The sequence below is a fragment of the Moorella sp. E308F genome (assembly GCF_006538365.1).
In the GTDB taxonomy this organism is placed as follows: Bacteria; Bacillota; DSM-521; order Neomoorellales; family Neomoorellaceae; genus Neomoorella.
In genome coordinates this window covers 424695-440690 of record NZ_BJKN01000001.1, presented here as the reverse complement: position 1 = coordinate 440690, position 15996 = coordinate 424695, and the positions used below count along the sequence as shown (strand labels likewise).

Genomic DNA, 15996 nt, shown 5'->3' with positions numbered 1-15996 from the left:
GCAGGACGGGAGGAAGGCAGGATGAAGTTTTTTATTTTGGGCTTATATTTTGCAGCACTTATCGTTATCGGCTTTTACAGCTTGAAGAAATCGCGGGATGTCGGCGGATTTTTCCTGGGCAACCGGACCGTGGGCCCCTGGATATCGGCCTTTGCCTACGGGACGACCTACTTCTCCGCCGTTATTTTTATTGGCTACGCCGGTAAGGTAGGCTGGGGTTTCGGCCTCTCCGATTTATGGATCGTCATCGGCAACGCCTTTATCGGCAGTTTCCTGGCCTGGAAGGTCCTGGCGCGGCCGACCCGGGAAATGACGGTGCGCCTGAATGCGATGACCATGCCCGAGTTCCTGGCAGCGCGTTATGAGAGCCCGGCCCTGCGGACGGTAGGGGGGCTGTTAATATTTATTTTCCTTGTTCCCTATTCCGCCTCAGTATATATGGGTTTGAGTTACCTCTTTGAACAGGTCTTCCAGATTGACTTTGCCAGCGCCCTCATCATTATGGCCGCCCTGACGGCCGTCTACCTGGTCCTGGGTGGTTATATCGCCGTCACCCTGACTGATTTCATCCAGGGCTTGATTATGATTGCCGGCGTCTTTATCCTTATATATTATGTCATTATCGCGCCGCCGGTGGGTGGCCTGGTCACCGGCATCAGCCGCCTGGCAGCCATAAATCCCAGTCTGGTTTCCCCGCTGGGCCCCAACTGGTTTGCCCTTTTATCCCTGGTAGTCCTTACCAGCCTTGGCCCCTGGGGCCTGCCCCAGATGGTGCAGAAGTTTTATGCCATAAAGGATGAACGTTCCATCCGGGCGGCGACGGTGGTCTCGACCTTTTTTGCCCTGATCATCGCCACCGGCGCCTACTTTACCGGCGCCTTCGGCCGCCTTTTCTTTAACAACCAGATGCCGCTCCTTAATGGCCAGCCCAACCCGGACCTGATTATGCCCCAGATTATCGACCAGTACTTGCCGGCCTGGGTGGGGTTGCTCCTGCTCATGCTGGTGCTGGCGGCTTCCATGTCTACCCTGGCGTCGCTCGTGCTGGTCTCCAGTTCGGCCGTGGCCATTGACCTGGTCCAGGGGGCGGCGCCCCAAGTTCCCCGGCGCGCTGTCATGGCCCTGCTGCGTTTTTTGTGCGTCTTTTTTATCGGGTTGTCGGTATACATTGCCTTAAAACCCACTATTATCCTGGTCCTCATGTCCCTGTCCTGGGGTACGGTGTCCGGCGCCTTTCTGGCACCCTACCTGTACGGCCTGTACTGGCCCCGTACCACTAAAGCCGGAGCCTGGGCGGGACTTTTGAGCGGACTTATTATATCACTAGGGTTAGCTTTTTATTACCACCTTGACGGCGGCATCATCCCCACCATTGGCTCCCTGGCGATGCTTATTCCCCTGGGTGTGGTACCCGTGGTGAGCCTTGTGACCCCGACCTTTTCCCGGGAGCATTTAGCCAGGGTTTTCGGCCCCGGCAGGGTGAGTACAGTAACAACTAAAGGACTGGTGTCTGATGATCTGGGATTTGGCAAATGAGTGTCGTTCTCGGGCGGAGATGGAGGCTTTGCAGTTGGCCCGGCTCCAGGAAACGGTAGCCAGGGTCTACGAGCGGGTGCCTTTTTACCGCCAGGCTATGGATGCTAAAGGTATCCGGCCATCGGATATCCGCACCCTGGCGGATGTCCGCCTGCTGCCTATGACTACCAAGGAGGATTTTCGCCAGAATTATCCCTATGGCCTCTTTGCTGTGCCCCTGAGGGAAGTGGTCCGCCTCCATGCTTCTTCCGGCACCACCGGGAAGCCCATTGTAGTGGGCTATACCCGCCGCGACCTGGAAATCTGGACGGACCTGGTGGCGCGGATGGTGACTCTCGCCGGCGTCACTGCTGACGATGTCGTTCAGGTTGTGTTCGGCTACGGCCTTTTCACCGGCGGTTTTGGCCTGCACTACGGCCTGGAACGGGTAGGAGCCACGGTGGTACCGGCTTCAGCCGGCAACTCCAAACGGCATATTATGTTAATGCGGGACTTTGGTACCACCGTCCTGGTGGGCACGCCGTCCTATGTCCTGCACCTGGCTGAGGTGGCGGAAGAAGAAGGTGTGGACCCGCGGGAACTCCCCGTGCGGCTGGGCCTGTTTGGCGGCGAGGCCTCCAGCCGGGAAATGCTCAAAGAAATCGAGCGGCGCTGGGGGATGCTGGCCACAGATAACTACGGCCTGTCGGAAGTCATGGGACCGGGCGTCTCCGGCGAGTGCGAGTACCAGGACGGCCAGCACGTGGCCGAAGACCACTTCCTGGTGGAGATCCTTGACCCGGTTACCGGGGAACCCTGTCCGCCGGGAGTCAAGGGCGAGGTGGTTATTACTACCCTGACCAAGGAAGCCCTGCCGGTGCTGCGTTACCGCACCCGGGATATATCTTGTTTAAATTTTGAACCCTGCCGCTGCGGTCGTACCACGGCGCGCCTGGCCAAAATTACCGGCCGCACCGATGATATGCTCATTATCCGGGGGGTCAACGTCTTTCCCTCCCAGGTGGAGAGCGTCCTCATGGAAATTGAAGGAGTAGCTCCCCACTACCAGCTTATAGTCAGTCGGCGCAATTACCTGGATGAGCTGGAAATTCAGGTAGAAGTAGACCCGGAGTTTTTCAGCGATCGCTATCGGCAGCTGGAGGAACTGGAAGAAAAAGTTGCCGAGCGCCTGCATACAGTACTACAGCTAAAGGCGCGGGTGCGCCTGGTGGAGCCCCACAGCATTCCCCGCAGCGAAGGCAAGGCCCGGCGGGTGATTGACTTGCGGTCGAAATAAATAAATATCAAGCACCGGCCAGGGAACCGTTAGCTAGAAAACCCGTAGAAACGGGTTTTTATTTTATTCTGGTCACGTCCCGGGGTTTCTTTTAAGGCCGGGTAGTGACTCAGGGCGGTTATTAAGTTAGAATAAAAGTATTGCGGCCCGCATTACTCACAATGGGCCTGAAGGTGGGAGAGGTGAAAGTGTGCGGGAATTATTGATTGGTAATCATGCCCTGGCCAGGGGCGCCTGGGAAGCAGGGCTGCGGGTAGCCGCTGCTTACCCGGGGACACCGAGCACGGAAATAATCGAAGCCCTGGCCGGGTACCCGGAAGTATATGCAGAGTGGTCCCCGAACGAGAAAGTAGCCCTGGAGGTCGCCATTGGCGCGGCCATCGGGGGTGCCAGGGCCCTGGCGGCCATGAAGCACGTTGGCGTTAACGTCGCCGCCGATCCGCTGATGACCCTGGCCTATACCGGTGTCAATGCCGGTCTGGTGCTGGTGTCGGCCGATGACCCCGGCCTTTTTAGCTCCCAGAACGAGCAGGACAACCGTTTTTACGCCCGTATAGCCCAGATACCCTGCCTGGAGCCGGCCGACAGCCAGGAAGTTAAGGATATGACTATGCTCGCTTTTAGCTTAAGTGAAGAATTTGATACCCCGGTAATTTTACGTCTGACCACCCGTATTGCCCATTCTTACAGCCTGGTGGAGCTGGGCGAACGCCGGGAAGTGCCCCTGAAAGATTATCTAAAGCAACCTTCCAAATATGTCATGCTGCCGGCCTACGGCAGGGCACGCCACCTGGTGGTGGAAGAAAGGCGTCTCAAACTGGCGGCCTATGCGGAGACTACACCCCTGAACCGGGTGGAATGGGCCGACCGGCGCGTGGGTGTTATTAGTAGCGGTATTGCCTACCAGTACGTTAAGGAAGCCCTGCCCGGGGTTTCGGTACTGAAGCTGGGGTTGACTTATCCCCTGCCGGAGAAGTTGATCCGCGATTTTGTCAATGCTGTTGAGACCTGTTATGTGGTGGAAGAGCTGGAACCCTTCCTTGAAGATCAAATCCGCGCCTGGGGCCTGCCCGTAGCTGGCAAGGAACTGGTGCCAAGGGTAGATGAATTGAGCAGCGCTATCGTCGCCCACACCGTGGGTTCTCGGGTAGCAGCCCTGGCCCCGGAACTGGTTTCGCCGGCACTGGCCCAGCCAGCAAGAGCCCCGGAAGCGGCGGCGAAGGCAGCTGCAGAACTTCCCGGCCGCCCGCCCCTCATGTGCCCCGGCTGTCCCCACCGCGGCGTCTTTTACGTCCTGAAGAAACTCGGGCTGGTGGTAGCTGGCGACATCGGCTGCTACACCCTGGGGGCGACGCCGCCCCTGCAGGCCATGGATACCTGTATCTGCATGGGGGCCAGCCTGGGTGTGGCCATGGGCATGGAGAAGGCCAGGGGTCCGGAGTTTGCCCGCCGGGTGGTAGGGGTTATCGGCGATTCCACCTTCCTGCACTCAGGTATGACCGGCCTCCTGGACATGGTTTATAACGGCAGCAACGGCACCTTGATTATTTTAGACAATGGCACCACGGCCATGACGGGGCACCAGGATCACCCCGGTACCGGTTATACCGCCGCCCACCGGCAGGCTCCCAAGGCCGATCTGGAGCAAATCGCCCGGGCCCTGGGGGTGCAGCGGGTGCAGGTGGTCGATAGCTACGATCTGGAGGCGGTTGAAAGGGCTATCCGCGAAGAAACGGCGGCAGCCGGACCTTCGGTAATTATTGCCCGCCGTCCCTGCGCCCTTTTGCATAAAGAGAAAGAAGCAGTTTATATAGTAGATAAGGAAAACTGCCTGGGCTGCCGTTACTGCCTGGAACTGGGCTGCCCGGCCCTATCCTTCAACGGGGAGCAGGCCGTCATTGACCCGATCCAGTGCAACGGCTGTGGCCTCTGCACTCAGGTTTGCCCGGCAGAGGCTATAAGGAAAGCAGGTGAAGGTAATGAATAATGGCGTGGTTAATGTACTGCTGGTCGGCGTCGGCGGCCAGGGGACGATCCTTGCCGGCCGCGTCCTGTCCCGGGCGGCGGTTTCCTTGGGGGGCGAGGTCAAGGTTTCCGACATCCACGGTATGGCCCAGAGGGGCGGCAGCGTAGTGACCCAGGTCCGTTTCGGTCCCCGGGTATATTCTCCCGTGATGGCTCCCGGTACGGCTGACTTCCTGGTGGCCTTTGAAAAGCTGGAGGCCCGGCGCTGGCTCTACTACCTGAAGGACGGGGGGCAGCTCATCGTGAATAATCAAGAACTCCCGCCTTTACCCGTCCTTACTGGAGCGGCGGCTTACCCGGCCGGGTTGGTGGCTGAGATGGAAAAGCTGGTTAAAAACATGCTGGTCATCGACGCCCTGGAGCTGGCCCGCCAGGCCGGGAACGTGAAGGCCGTCAATATGGTCCTCATGGGCGCCCTGGCCAGGCAGCTGCCCATCGGCCGGGAGGCCTGGGAAGAAGCCCTGGCCGCTTCGGTGCCGGCTCGGTTTTTGGAGGTTAACAAAAAGGCATTTAATCTTGGGTGGGACCATAATGGATAACAAAAAGGTCATATCTTCCAGGTTATACCTGGGGATATGACCTTTAGTTTTAGATGAGGAGCTACTCTTGCCCCGGATAAACCGGCGAGGTATAATGCTTGCAAGAGTATTTCCTTGTATTTCCACCTGGCGGGCCGCCAGCAGTTTTTGAGGGGCTTTTTTGTTGCCGGCGGGTGAGAAAAAATCGATTGTTTGCGGGAGGTTTATATAATTATGCAGATGCTTGACTTAATCCGCCGCAAGCGGGAGGGCCAGGCCCTGACACCGGCAGAAATTGAGGCCATGATTCAGGGTTATACGGCCGGTACGATTCCCGATTACCAGATAGCGGCCTTTCTTATGGCTGTCTACTTCCGCGGCCTGAACCAGGATGAGACGGCCGCCCTGACCCGGGCCATGGTAGCCTCGGGGGAGAGAATTGATTGGAGTTCCATCCCCGGTGTCAAGGTCGACAAGCACAGCACCGGCGGCGTAGCCGATACCACAACCCTGGTCCTGGCGCCATTGGTAGCGGCAGCCGGGGTACCGGTGGTCAAGATGTCCGGCCGCGGCCTGGGCCACACCGGCGGCACCATTGACAAGCTGGAGGCCATTCCCGGCTTCCGAGTGCAGCTATCCAGGGAGGATATGGTCCGGCAGGTGAAGGAAATCGGGCTGGCCATCACCGCCCAGACAGGTAACCTGGTGCCGGCTGACGGCAAGCTCTATGCCCTGCGGGATGTTACGGCCACGGTGGAAAGCATCCCCCTCATCGCCAGCAGCGTCATGAGCAAAAAAATCGCCGCTGGTGCCGATGCCATAGTTCTCGATGTTAAGGTTGGCAGCGGGGCCTTTATGCCCGACCTGGCTTCGGCCCGAGAACTGGCCCGGACCATGGTGGCCCTGGGTCGGGAGGTGGGCCGGCGTACGGTGGCGGTTATTACCAATATGGACGAACCTCTGGGAATGATGGTGGGCAACGCCCTGGAGGTAAAGGAGGCTTTAGCGGTCCTCCACGACGGCGGGCCAAAAGAACTGCGGGAGGTCTGCCTTACCCTGGGCAGCCAGATGCTTTTGCTTGCCGGTGCGGCCGGCAGCGAAGGCGAGGCCCGCCGGCGTCTGGAAGATCTCCTAAACGCCGGTGGTGCGCTGGCCAAATTCCGGCAGTTTATCGTCGCCCAGGGCGGCGACCCGGAGGTGGTAGACAATCCGCAACTCCTGCCGCAAGCCGGGGAACAGGTAACTATATCCTCCCCGGCCGGCGGTTACATCAGCGCCGTCCAGGCCCGCCTGGTGGGCGAGGCGGCCATGCTCCTGGGAGCCGGGCGGGTCACCAAGGAAAGCCCTATAGACCTGGCTGTTGGTATTGAGCTCAAAAAACGCCGGGGAGATTATGTTAGCGCCGGCGAGCTCCTGGCTGTCTTCCACGTCAACGACCGGTTGAACCTGGAGGCGGCCCGGGAGAGATTCCTGGCGGCCTATACCCTGGCACCAGAGCCGCCGGTCCCCCAGCCGCTGGTGTATGAGATAATAGGTGATTAAGCACCTGCCCAGGGGTAACGATAGATTGACTTCGCCAAGATGAGAGTGGGATTCCTTGTAAAGCGGCGGTCAGGCAGACTATGACAGCCGACGCCAGCCGGGCGGCAATGCTACCAGGCATGACGGGTCATCTCCCGTAGGACTGCTTCCCATTTTTCCTTTGGCGCCAGCTTTACCACTCGCTCCAGGCCAACATTAATCAAGAGTGCCCATAAAAGTTTCTCCCTGGCATCATGATCTGAGGGACCGCCACAAAGGAAGCCTCCAATTAACTACATTTTCTCAGGGAATACTTCTTTGTAAGTTTCCCAATTAATTGCCTGGGGATGGAGTTCGGAAGCAATCTTTGGCGTCATCATCGATCCCACCTTTCTGAACTACGTTATCTTTGTTCAGGTAGTCAAGTATGTGGTTCACAAATTCCGCAAAATCACCCAGCTTATCTTTCAAGGAGATTATAGATTTCTTCAGCAGTAATATCGGCATAACCGTGCACCAGGCGATTACGATAGGCAGCCATGCCTTGGAACTTTAGCATAAATCCCATGAGGATCACACCGTTTTTTTCCCAACAAGATAATGATGCTTTTATAATCTTCCGGCCGTCCCAATCCTTTTTTAGCTATAATATGTCGGCCAATATCCAGGAGCGCTTCCAGAGCCCGGCGCAGATGTTCGGGGAAAATAACCGATTGCCATCGGCCCGAAATAATGCAATAATAATCTAAAAAGAACCTCGAGGTAAGGCCGATGGATCTGCAGCCTATCAAAACGAAAAAGATTTATGAAGAAATCGTCGAGCAGGTAAAAAAATCCCTCAGTGAAGGCAAGCTGATGCCTGGGGAACGCTTTTACTCGGAACGGGAGCTGTCGGAGAAACTGGGCGTTAGCCGGGCATCTGTCCGGGAGGCCATTCGCGCCCTGACTACTATGGGCGTGCTGGAGGTAAAACCCGGTGAAGGTACTTTTGTCCGCAAGGTGCAGAACTGCGATATTGTCCAGCCCCTGGTCATGGCCCTGCTGCTAGAAGAACAACAGGCCGTATATTTACTGGAAGCCAGGCAGATACTGGAACGGGAGATAGTTTACCTGGCGGCGCAGCGGGCTACGACCGAGGAAAAAGAAAAGTTGGTAGAGATAATCCAGCAGATGAGCAACGAACTAGCCCGGGGATTTCTCCAGGAAGACACGGATGTCAAATTTCATTTAACCATAGCCGGTATGTCCCATAATCCCATCCTTTCCCGTTTGATGTACACTATTGCTGATACCATTGCTCAGACCCTGGCCAATAAAAGAAACCGTCTTTACTCTGATCCGGAGAACGCTTGTGTGCTTTTTGAACAGCACAATGAAATTGCCCAAGCCATTATTTCCGGGGCCGCGGAATCGGCACGTCGAGCAATGGGCAAACACCTGCGCTTTGTGGCCCGGCAGTTGAAATAGGAGGTCTTGTCCTGACGGTCTTTGCCAGTAAATCTGTAAGGGATATTGTTCGCCTGAAACTCCCCGTAGTTTTGAGTTACCCTGCGGGGAGTTTTTATTTTTGGGAAGAAAATCCGGATATTTTAAGTCTCAATTTCCGCCCTCGTATATAAGAGGCGTATGAATAGCAGTTTTGTTACTATGATAGGAGATTATGGCAAAAGTATTGCCGTATTTTTCATGGCTTTCCATGAAGGGGAGTGAAAAAACAAAAAAGAAAACGTTTACCATAACATAGAATGCCAGTGGGAAACGTTTACCATAAGAAAATATTCACGATTTAAAATTACTTATTGACACAGGGGCTAAACCATGTTAAATTTATAACCAAGGAAAACGTTTTCCGAGAGGGGTGAAAGCCATGGTAACCATAAAAGATGTGGCAAGGCATGCCGGGGTTTCTGTTACTACCGTTTCTCGTGTTCTTAACAACAGTCAGCATCCTATCAGCCCCGAGACGAGGGAGCGCGTCCTGGCAGCTATTAAAGAACTTGGCTTTTACCCCAACGCCATGGCCCGCAGCCTCCAGCTGCATGAAACAAAAACCATCGGTCTGATCCTTCCGGATATTGCCAACCCTTATTACCCGGGCATTGTCCGGGGGGTAGAGGATGTAGCCCATGAAAAGGGCTATACAGTTATCCTGTGCAATACCGACCGTTCCCGGGAACGTACGAAAGAATATCTCCGTGTTTTACGGGAAAAACGGGTGGACGGGGTGATCTTTACCGGCGGGGGTGCTGTAGAGGATGCCAGCCGGGAACACTTTTTTGAACAGGGCTCGGTGGCGACGGTGGTCATTGGGCGTCATAAAGCCAATCTCCCGGCAGTGCAGGTGGATAATGTGCGGGCCGCCCAGGAAGCTGTTGAGCATTTGCTGCATCTTGGCCACCGGCGGATTGCCACGGTGACCGGCCCTGCCGTTTCGACTACAGCTAGGGACCGCCTGGAGGGTTACCGCCGTGCCATAGAGGCTGAAGGGGTAGATATAGAATCCGGCTGGATCGTGGAAGGTGACTTTGAGTTTAGCAGCGGTTATCAAGCCGTTGGTCGTCTGCCATTGCGCGGCCCGGGGAAGATAACCGCAATTTTTGCCCATAACGATCTTATGGCCATAGGCGCAATCAAAGCCCTGCAGGAAAGGGGCCTTAAGGTACCAGAAGATGTTGCCGTCGTTGGCTTCGATAACATTCCCCTCGCCTCGTTCATTACTCCAACTTTATCTACTGTAGCTGTTCCGGTCTATGACCTGGGGGTGACTGCTATGAGGGTACTGGCCGAGCTCCTTGCCGGCCGGAAGGTGCCGCCGGTTACCTTCCTGGCAACCCACCTCGAGGTCAGGGAATCTTCTATATTAAAATAAATAATTGGCAGGAGGTTTGCTGAAATGGCAAAACGACACAACCTCTTGGAATGTTCCTTCGTTGACGCTCAGGAATGGTTCAAGGAAACCGACACCGTTCTCGTGCCGGTCGGCAGCTGTGAAAAGCACGGTGCCCATGTACCCCTGGGAACGGACAGCATTACTACCATTTCCGTAACCGAGCGGGCCGCTAAACTGGCCAATGTCCCCCACACACCGCTGTTACCCTTTGGCTACTCACCCCACCACATGGGCGAAGTCGGGGAAGGCTGCGGCACCATCACCCTTGCTGCCGAGACTTTCCGTCGTGTGCTCCATGATATTGCTCGCAGCTTGATTTTCCACGGTGCTAACAAGATTGTCTTTGTATCCCACCATGGTTCCAATACCAAACCCATTGATGAACTCCTGCGGAAACTTCGTTACCATACCGGCGCCTTTGTGGCCTGGTACAAAACGCCCACCGAGAGGGAATGCGAGGTAGTTAAAGGTATCCTGGAAGGTCCTCCCGAGGAGACCCCCGGCTGGCACGCCGGTGAAATGGAAACGGCGCAGGTAATGGCTTACAACATTGAGCTGGTGGATATGAGCCGGGCGGTCAATGACCGTGCCCACGCGCCGCGGTGGATGGGACCTGAATTTTCCAAGATCGACGGTACTCCTACCGTTAAATTCCGGGGTTCCGAAAATATCATTGTTCCCATGGAACACCATGAATACTCCGATCATGCCACCATTGGTAATCCCTTCCGGGGCACCCCTGAAAAAGGCCTGAAGCTCTTTGAGAAAGAAGCTGAGCACCTGGCTGCCTTCATTGAGGAAGTCAAGAAGTTCCCCTTCAAAGTAGAAAACCGCGATTTCCCCGAGAGAGCATAACAGCTGCGTAAACCCCTTGGCTCAAGGTACAAGCCTGGCTTTAAAAGCCTGGCTTGTACCCGCGAGCAAGGCTGGGAGGAAACTAAAAATGATCGATTTAGATGCAGTTACCAGGTTGCGCCATGAAATGGTAGAGGTCAGCAGGCAAATTTTTGCCCGCGGCCTTACCTCGGCTACCAGCGGCAACACCAGCGCCCGCGTCCCGGGACACCCGGATCAAGTCCTTATAAAAGCCAGCGGTAAGTCCTTTGGTGATGTGGGACCCGAGGATTTTATTCTGGTTGATTTAGAAGGGAATATCCTGGCAGGTGAGGGTAAACCTTCCAAGGAGATCCGCTTTCACCTGGGTATTTTAAAGGCCCGCCCGGATGTACAGGCCGTCGTTCACGGCCATTCGGCTTTTGCTACGGCTTATGCGACGGCCAGGGGCGAGCTACCGGTGGTTACAGCCGCCGCGGAAGCGGGTCTTAACAAAGTAGGCACTGTCGAATATGCCGCGCCGGGGTCAGTGGAACTTGCGGAAATGGTTATTAAAGCCTTTGAGGATCCAACCCTCAAAGCTGCCGTCCTCAAGCGCCATGGTTTTGTTACAGTGGGTAAAGATATTCATCATGCTTTTTACCTGGCAGATGTTTTAGAAGATAATGCTAAAGTTGCCTTTTTGTTATCCCAGTTAGGATAAATTTTTTTTCAGGAGTTAGCCAGAATTAATCTACACTTCCGGCGAGTGGGGAAAATGGCGTAAATTAAGGGGAGGTTAAGTATGAGGGCTTCCATTTATGAATTCATGAAGGTGGGTATCGTCCACTTTAAAGCCTTTCCCGAGGTAGTACACGGTACCGGACCGGTGGTAGAAACCCTGCGCCGCATTGCTGAAGACGACTTCTTTACTGCGGTGGAAGTAGGCTGGATCAAGGACATTAAACAGCGCACCGAGGCAGCGCATTTATTAAAGATCGCCCACATGGAGGTTTGTTATGCCTGCCAGCCGGCCATCTTTTCCCAAAAATTAAATCTTAACTCCTTCGATCCCGGGGAAAGGAAGCGGGCCGTAAAGCAGGTTTTCAATTGCCTTAAAGAAGCCTCCGACTTGGGGGCTGTTGCTGTGCGTATCCCGGCCGGTAAAGACCCCGGCCCGGAACGGCGGGAAGAGGCTAAAAAGCTCCTTGTTGACTCCCTGGCCCAGATTTGTGAATATGCCAGGGAGATGGGCGACCCGGCCATTACCTTAAAGATCTTTGATCGGGACATTGACAAAGAATCCTTGATTGGCCATTTCAAGGATGCTCTTGATATTGCTAGGGAACTACGTCCCAGCTATCCTAAATTCGGGCTCCTGGCGGACCTCTCCCACTTCCCCTTGCTTAGGGAAAAGCCCGAGGAAGCCCTGCCCCTGGTAAAAGATTATTTAATGGCTTTTCATATCGGCAACTGCGTTATGAAGGACCGGCGTCATCCCCTGTACGGTGACCTGCAGCCTCGTTTTGGTGTGGAAGACGGGGAGATCGATACCAAAGATGTCAGCGCTTATTTCCGCCTGCTGGTCGACATGGGCCTTATCGGACCGGAAAAGAGGCCCGTCTTGAGTGCCGAAGTGCGCCCCCTGCTTCCCGGCGAGACATCGGAATTAATTTTGGCCAATGCCAAGAGGGTCATTAAAGAAGCCTGGGCCCTGGCTTAAAGCAACCAGGAGGAGAAAAGTGTGCCTCGCAAGGCTATAGCCATTGTTGCCACTGTCGATACCAAAGAAGCTGAAACTCGTTTTTTGCAGGAGTTCATCACTTCCCGGGGCTGGCAGGCTCCGGTTCTGGATGTGAGCACCTACCTCCCCCACGGGTTTAAGGCCACTTACCCGCGGGAAGAAATCTGCCGCCTGGGCGGGGTAGAATTTAAGGACCTGCCATCTTTACGCCGCGATGCCATGATGCAGACCATGGGGCTGGGAGCAGCCCGGGTGTTAACCGACCTCTATGGTCGGGGCGAACTGGCCGGCGTTCTGGGTATCGGCGGCAACCAGGGCACGGCCATAGCAGCCATCGCCATGCGGGCCTTGCCCATCGGGCTGCCCAAGGTGATTGTCTCCACGGTGGCTTCCGGTAACATCCGCCCCTACATTGAGTACAAGGACATCATCATGATGTTCTCGGTAGCCGATCTTCTGGGAGGGCCCAATACCGTTAGCCGTACCATACTCAGCAATGCTGCCGGGGCGGTCATGGGCATGGCAGCTCACGGCGAGCCCCTGAAGGCCAGTGATCGGCCGGTAATTGCTACTACCGCCTTTGGCAATACCAATGCGGTAGTCACAGCCGCCCGGGAGAGACTGGTAGAGTTAGGTTATGAGGTAATAGCCTTCCATGCGTCCGGGGCCTGCGGTTCAGCCATGGAAGAATTAATCGAGGCCGGGGTGATTCAAGGAGTCCTTGATCTTACCACCCATGAACTGCTCGCCGAGGTCTTTGGTGAGGCCGGAGATATCTATACTCCTATGCGGCCGCGCCTGCAGGCGGCGGGCCAAAAGGGCATACCCATGGTGATTTCCCTGGGAGGGCTGGATTATTTCTGCTTTGGCCCGGCGGAGAGCATACCGCCGGCCTACCGGGGCCGCCCGACTCACTACCATAACCCTTATAACACCAACGTCCGGGCTACTAAAGAAGAATTAACCAGGGTGGGTGAAGTGCTGGCCGCCAGGTTAAATGCCGCTCGCGGGCCGGTGGCCGTCATGGTCCCGCTTAAAGGCTGGTCGGAAAACGGCCGCGCCGGCGGCCCCCTCCACGACCCGGAAGCCGATGCCGCCCTGGTGGCGGCCCTGGAGGCCAACCTGGAGCCCCGGGTAAAGTTAATGAAATTGGACGCCAATATTAACGACCCGGTCTTTGCCGCCAGCGCGGCTGCCGTTATGCACCAGCTGATGGAAGTATGGCTAGCCGGCAAGCAGTGTTCTGCCGCCAGCGAACCCTAAAAAATGCGTAGGCGTTAGGGTGGGGATATGTCCCGGAGCCTATGAGGCGTGGAGCGTCGGAGGGAGATATCCCCACCAGCAGATACAATTTCCGGCATAATCGTTCAAAGGAGGTCATTCAGTAAAATGGAATATCAAATCCCCGAGAAAATGAAAGCCCTGGTCCTTTTTGGTCCCAATGACGTGCGCCTGGTGGAAAAGCCGGTACCCAAGCCCGGGCCGGGGGAAGTACTGGTGCGTGTAGCAGCCTGCGGCATTTGCGGTACCGATGTAAAAATCATAACCAAAGGAATGCCCAAGATGCCGCCCTACGGGGAATTTACCTTCGGCCATGAGTGGGCCGGTACGGTAGTGGCCGTGGGGGAAACGGTGGACGAGTTCAAGGTAGGCGACCGGGTGGCCATTGAGGCCCATAAGGGTTGCGGCCGCTGCGAGAACTGCATTGACGGCAAGTATACCGCCTGTTTAAACTACGGCCGCCTAGATAAAGGCCACCGGGCCGCCGGAATGACGGTAGACGGCGGTTTTGCCGAGTATGCCGTCCAGCACGTAAACTCTGTTTATAAAATTCCTGATAATATTTCTTTTAACGAGGCAACCTATGTGACTACCGCCGGCTGCGCCCTTTACGCCATTGATAAGAGCGGTGGCTATATTGCCGGTGATACAGTCCTGGTTATCGGCCCGGGTCCCATAGGTTTATCCGTTGTCCAGGGAGCCCGTGCTCTAGGTGCTGAAAAAATCATCCTCATGGGCACCCGGGAAGATCGCCTGGCCAAGGGCCGCCAGCTGGGGGCAACCCATACCATCAATATCCGCGAGGTTGCCGATCCCGTTGCCGAAGTCATGGCCATCACCGATGGTAAAGGTGCCGAAAGGGTTTTTGAGTGCGGTGGCAATTCTCAGGCCTTTGAATACGGCATCAAGTCGACTAAAAAAGGCGGTGTCATGGTCCTGGTTTCCTTCTACAAAGAACCGGTTACTGCCAACCTGGATTATGTAGTCATAAACCAGATCAGCCTTTTGACGGTACGCGGTGAAGGCAACCAGAACTGCAAGCGCGCCCTGTCCCTGATGGCCCAGGGTAAAATTGATGCCAAACCCATCATGACCCATGCCTTCCCGTTAGAGGAGTTCCACAAGGGCCTGGACTACTTCGTCAACCGCAAAGACGGGGCCATGAAGGTAGTTATTAACCCATAATACCTTAGTTTGAATTATAGCAAGTATTTACCAGGGGGTTAATGCCGGCGGGAAACCGCTGCATTAATAAAAATTATTTTAAGGAGGGTTAACATGAAAAACTGGAGGTTAAAGGGTGTAGCTCTAGTCCTGGTGTCCCTGCTCCTGGTACTTGCCCTGTCCCTGGCTGGTTGCGGCGGGGACAAGCAGGCAAATGACAGCTCGAAAAATGAAGGTGGAAAACAAGGTGATACGGCGGCAGTAGAGTTTCCGACCAAACCCATAGAAATGACCGTTCTTTTTGGCGCCGGTAGCGGTGCCGATCTCCTGGCACGTAAGGTAGCTGACCTGGCCGGTAAAGAATTAGGCCAGCCCATTGCCGTTGTCAACCGCACCGGGGCTGCAGGAGCGGTAGGTTATTCCTACGTTAAAGACCAGAAACCCGATGGCTACAATATTGTATGGAATTCCAATTCCATTAACACAGCTTACCACCAGGGCAATATGAAGTTTGATTACACGGCCTTTGCCGGTGTAGCCGAGCTGACTACCGAGCCGGTGAGCATTGCCGTCAAGGCCGATGCCCCCTGGAAGGATATTAACGAGTTCATTGAGTATGCTAAAAAGAATCCGGGTAAAGTAAGAATTGGTAACTCCGGCCTGGGCAGCTTTACCCACCTGACTGCCGTAGCCCTGGAAAATAAGACCGGCGCTAAATTCACCCATGTACCCTTTGGGAAAGGCCTGGCCGTGTCCAGCCTGCTGGGGGGCAAAATTGAGGCAAGCTCCCAGTTACCGGCGGAGATTATGTCTCAGGTAAAAGCCGGGCAGGTGCGTATCCTGGCTGTTACCGGTGAACAACGCCTGGCCTCTCTGCCGGATGTGCCCACTTTTAAAGAAAAAGGCATCGATCTGACCCTTTCCCTGTGGCGGGGTATTGCCGTACCGGCCGGCACGCCACAACCGGTAATTGAAAAATTAGAAGCGGCCTTTAAAAAGGTGGCCGAAAGCCAGGAATTCAAGGACTTTGCCAAGCAAATGGGCGCCAATATAGAGTTCCGCGGGGCTGCCGAATTTGACAAGTTCATTGCCCAGCAGGACGAAGAACTGGCGGCCTTGATGGAACAAATCGGGATGAAGAAACAATAAGTAAAGCGGTAAAGCGGTAACGGGGCGGCGGAAACCGCCCCGTTACCGAAATTATAATTATAGCAGCTGCAATTAGAGA

15 protein-coding genes are annotated in these 15996 nt (G+C 55.4%); 13 read left to right on the top strand and 2 right to left on the bottom strand.

The window, feature by feature from the left end; translation table 11 throughout:
* Positions 1-21 precede the first annotated feature (21 nt).
* The 5 genes from E308F_RS02055 (at position 22) to E308F_RS02035 (ending at position 6897) form a co-directional block, all read left to right on the top strand.
* Positions 22-1536, top strand: coding sequence for a sodium:solute symporter family transporter (locus E308F_RS02055; RefSeq protein WP_141263104.1), 1515 nt, complete (start codon positions 22-24; stop codon positions 1534-1536).
* Positions 1514-2812 carry a phenylacetate--CoA ligase family protein gene (locus E308F_RS02050; RefSeq protein WP_141263102.1) on the top strand — a complete coding sequence of 433 codons (1299 nt, stop codon included), beginning with the start codon at positions 1514-1516 and terminating at the stop codon, positions 2810-2812. The genes E308F_RS02055 and E308F_RS02050 overlap by 23 nt, the downstream gene beginning before the upstream one ends.
* 190 nt (positions 2813-3002) lie before the next feature.
* Positions 3003-4799 carry an indolepyruvate ferredoxin oxidoreductase subunit alpha gene (gene iorA, locus E308F_RS02045; RefSeq protein ID WP_172613503.1) on the top strand — a complete coding sequence of 599 codons (1797 nt, stop codon included), beginning with the start codon at positions 3003-3005 and terminating at the stop codon, positions 4797-4799.
* Positions 4792-5376, top strand: coding sequence for an indolepyruvate oxidoreductase subunit beta (locus E308F_RS02040; protein WP_141263099.1), 585 nt, complete (start codon positions 4792-4794; stop codon positions 5374-5376). Before iorA ends, E308F_RS02040 begins: the two co-directional genes overlap by 8 nt.
* Positions 5377-5589: 213 nt before the next feature.
* Entirely contained in the window at positions 5590-6897 is a 1308-nt protein-coding gene (locus E308F_RS02035; RefSeq protein WP_141263097.1) for a pyrimidine-nucleoside phosphorylase, read from the top strand.
* 439 nt (positions 6898-7336) lie between these two features.
* Here the strand turns inward: E308F_RS02035 and E308F_RS02030 are convergent, their stop codons facing one another.
* The gene (locus E308F_RS02030) at positions 7337-7453 is read right to left on the bottom strand and encodes a HepT-like ribonuclease domain-containing protein (protein ID WP_256369505.1); all 117 of its coding nucleotides are present in this window, start codon (positions 7451-7453) and stop codon (positions 7337-7339) included.
* Complete coding sequence (locus tag E308F_RS16790) at positions 7401-7667, bottom strand: HepT-like ribonuclease domain-containing protein (RefSeq protein WP_373995605.1); 267 nt, start codon at positions 7665-7667, stop codon at positions 7401-7403. Before E308F_RS16790 ends, E308F_RS02030 begins: the two co-directional genes overlap by 53 nt.
* Between E308F_RS16790 and E308F_RS02025 the strand changes: the two genes are divergently transcribed.
* From E308F_RS02025 to E308F_RS01990, 8 genes are all read left to right on the top strand, one after another.
* Positions 7648-8343 (top strand): FadR/GntR family transcriptional regulator, encoded by a 696-nt coding sequence (locus E308F_RS02025; RefSeq protein WP_141263094.1) that lies wholly within the window; start codon positions 7648-7650, stop codon positions 8341-8343. The genes E308F_RS16790 and E308F_RS02025 overlap by 20 nt on opposite strands.
* Positions 8344-8743: 400 nt before the next feature.
* Entirely contained in the window at positions 8744-9745 is a 1002-nt protein-coding gene (locus tag E308F_RS02020) for a LacI family DNA-binding transcriptional regulator (protein ID WP_141263092.1), read from the top strand.
* 24 nt (positions 9746-9769) lie between these two features.
* Positions 9770-10621, top strand: coding sequence for a creatininase family protein (locus tag E308F_RS02015; protein WP_141263091.1), 852 nt, complete (start codon positions 9770-9772; stop codon positions 10619-10621).
* Between the two features lie 88 nt (positions 10622-10709).
* A complete protein-coding gene (locus E308F_RS02010; protein ID WP_141263089.1) occupies positions 10710-11303 on the top strand; it encodes a class II aldolase/adducin family protein in 594 nt (197 codons plus the stop codon).
* An 81-nt stretch (positions 11304-11384) separates the two neighbouring features.
* Positions 11385-12302, top strand: a complete 918-nt coding sequence (locus E308F_RS02005; RefSeq protein WP_141263088.1) for a sugar phosphate isomerase/epimerase family protein — start codon at positions 11385-11387, stop codon at positions 12300-12302.
* 21 nt (positions 12303-12323) lie between these two features.
* The gene (locus tag E308F_RS02000; protein ID WP_141263086.1) at positions 12324-13586 is read left to right on the top strand and encodes a Tm-1-like ATP-binding domain-containing protein; all 1263 of its coding nucleotides are present in this window, start codon (positions 12324-12326) and stop codon (positions 13584-13586) included.
* 126 nt (positions 13587-13712) lie between these two features.
* Positions 13713-14789, top strand: coding sequence for a zinc-dependent alcohol dehydrogenase (locus tag E308F_RS01995; protein ID WP_141263085.1), 1077 nt, complete (start codon positions 13713-13715; stop codon positions 14787-14789).
* A 93-nt stretch (positions 14790-14882) separates the two neighbouring features.
* Positions 14883-15917: a tripartite tricarboxylate transporter substrate binding protein gene (locus E308F_RS01990; RefSeq protein WP_141263083.1), complete on the top strand. Its 1035-nt coding sequence runs from the start codon at positions 14883-14885 to the stop codon at positions 15915-15917.
* The last annotated feature ends 79 nt before the right edge of the window (positions 15918-15996 follow it).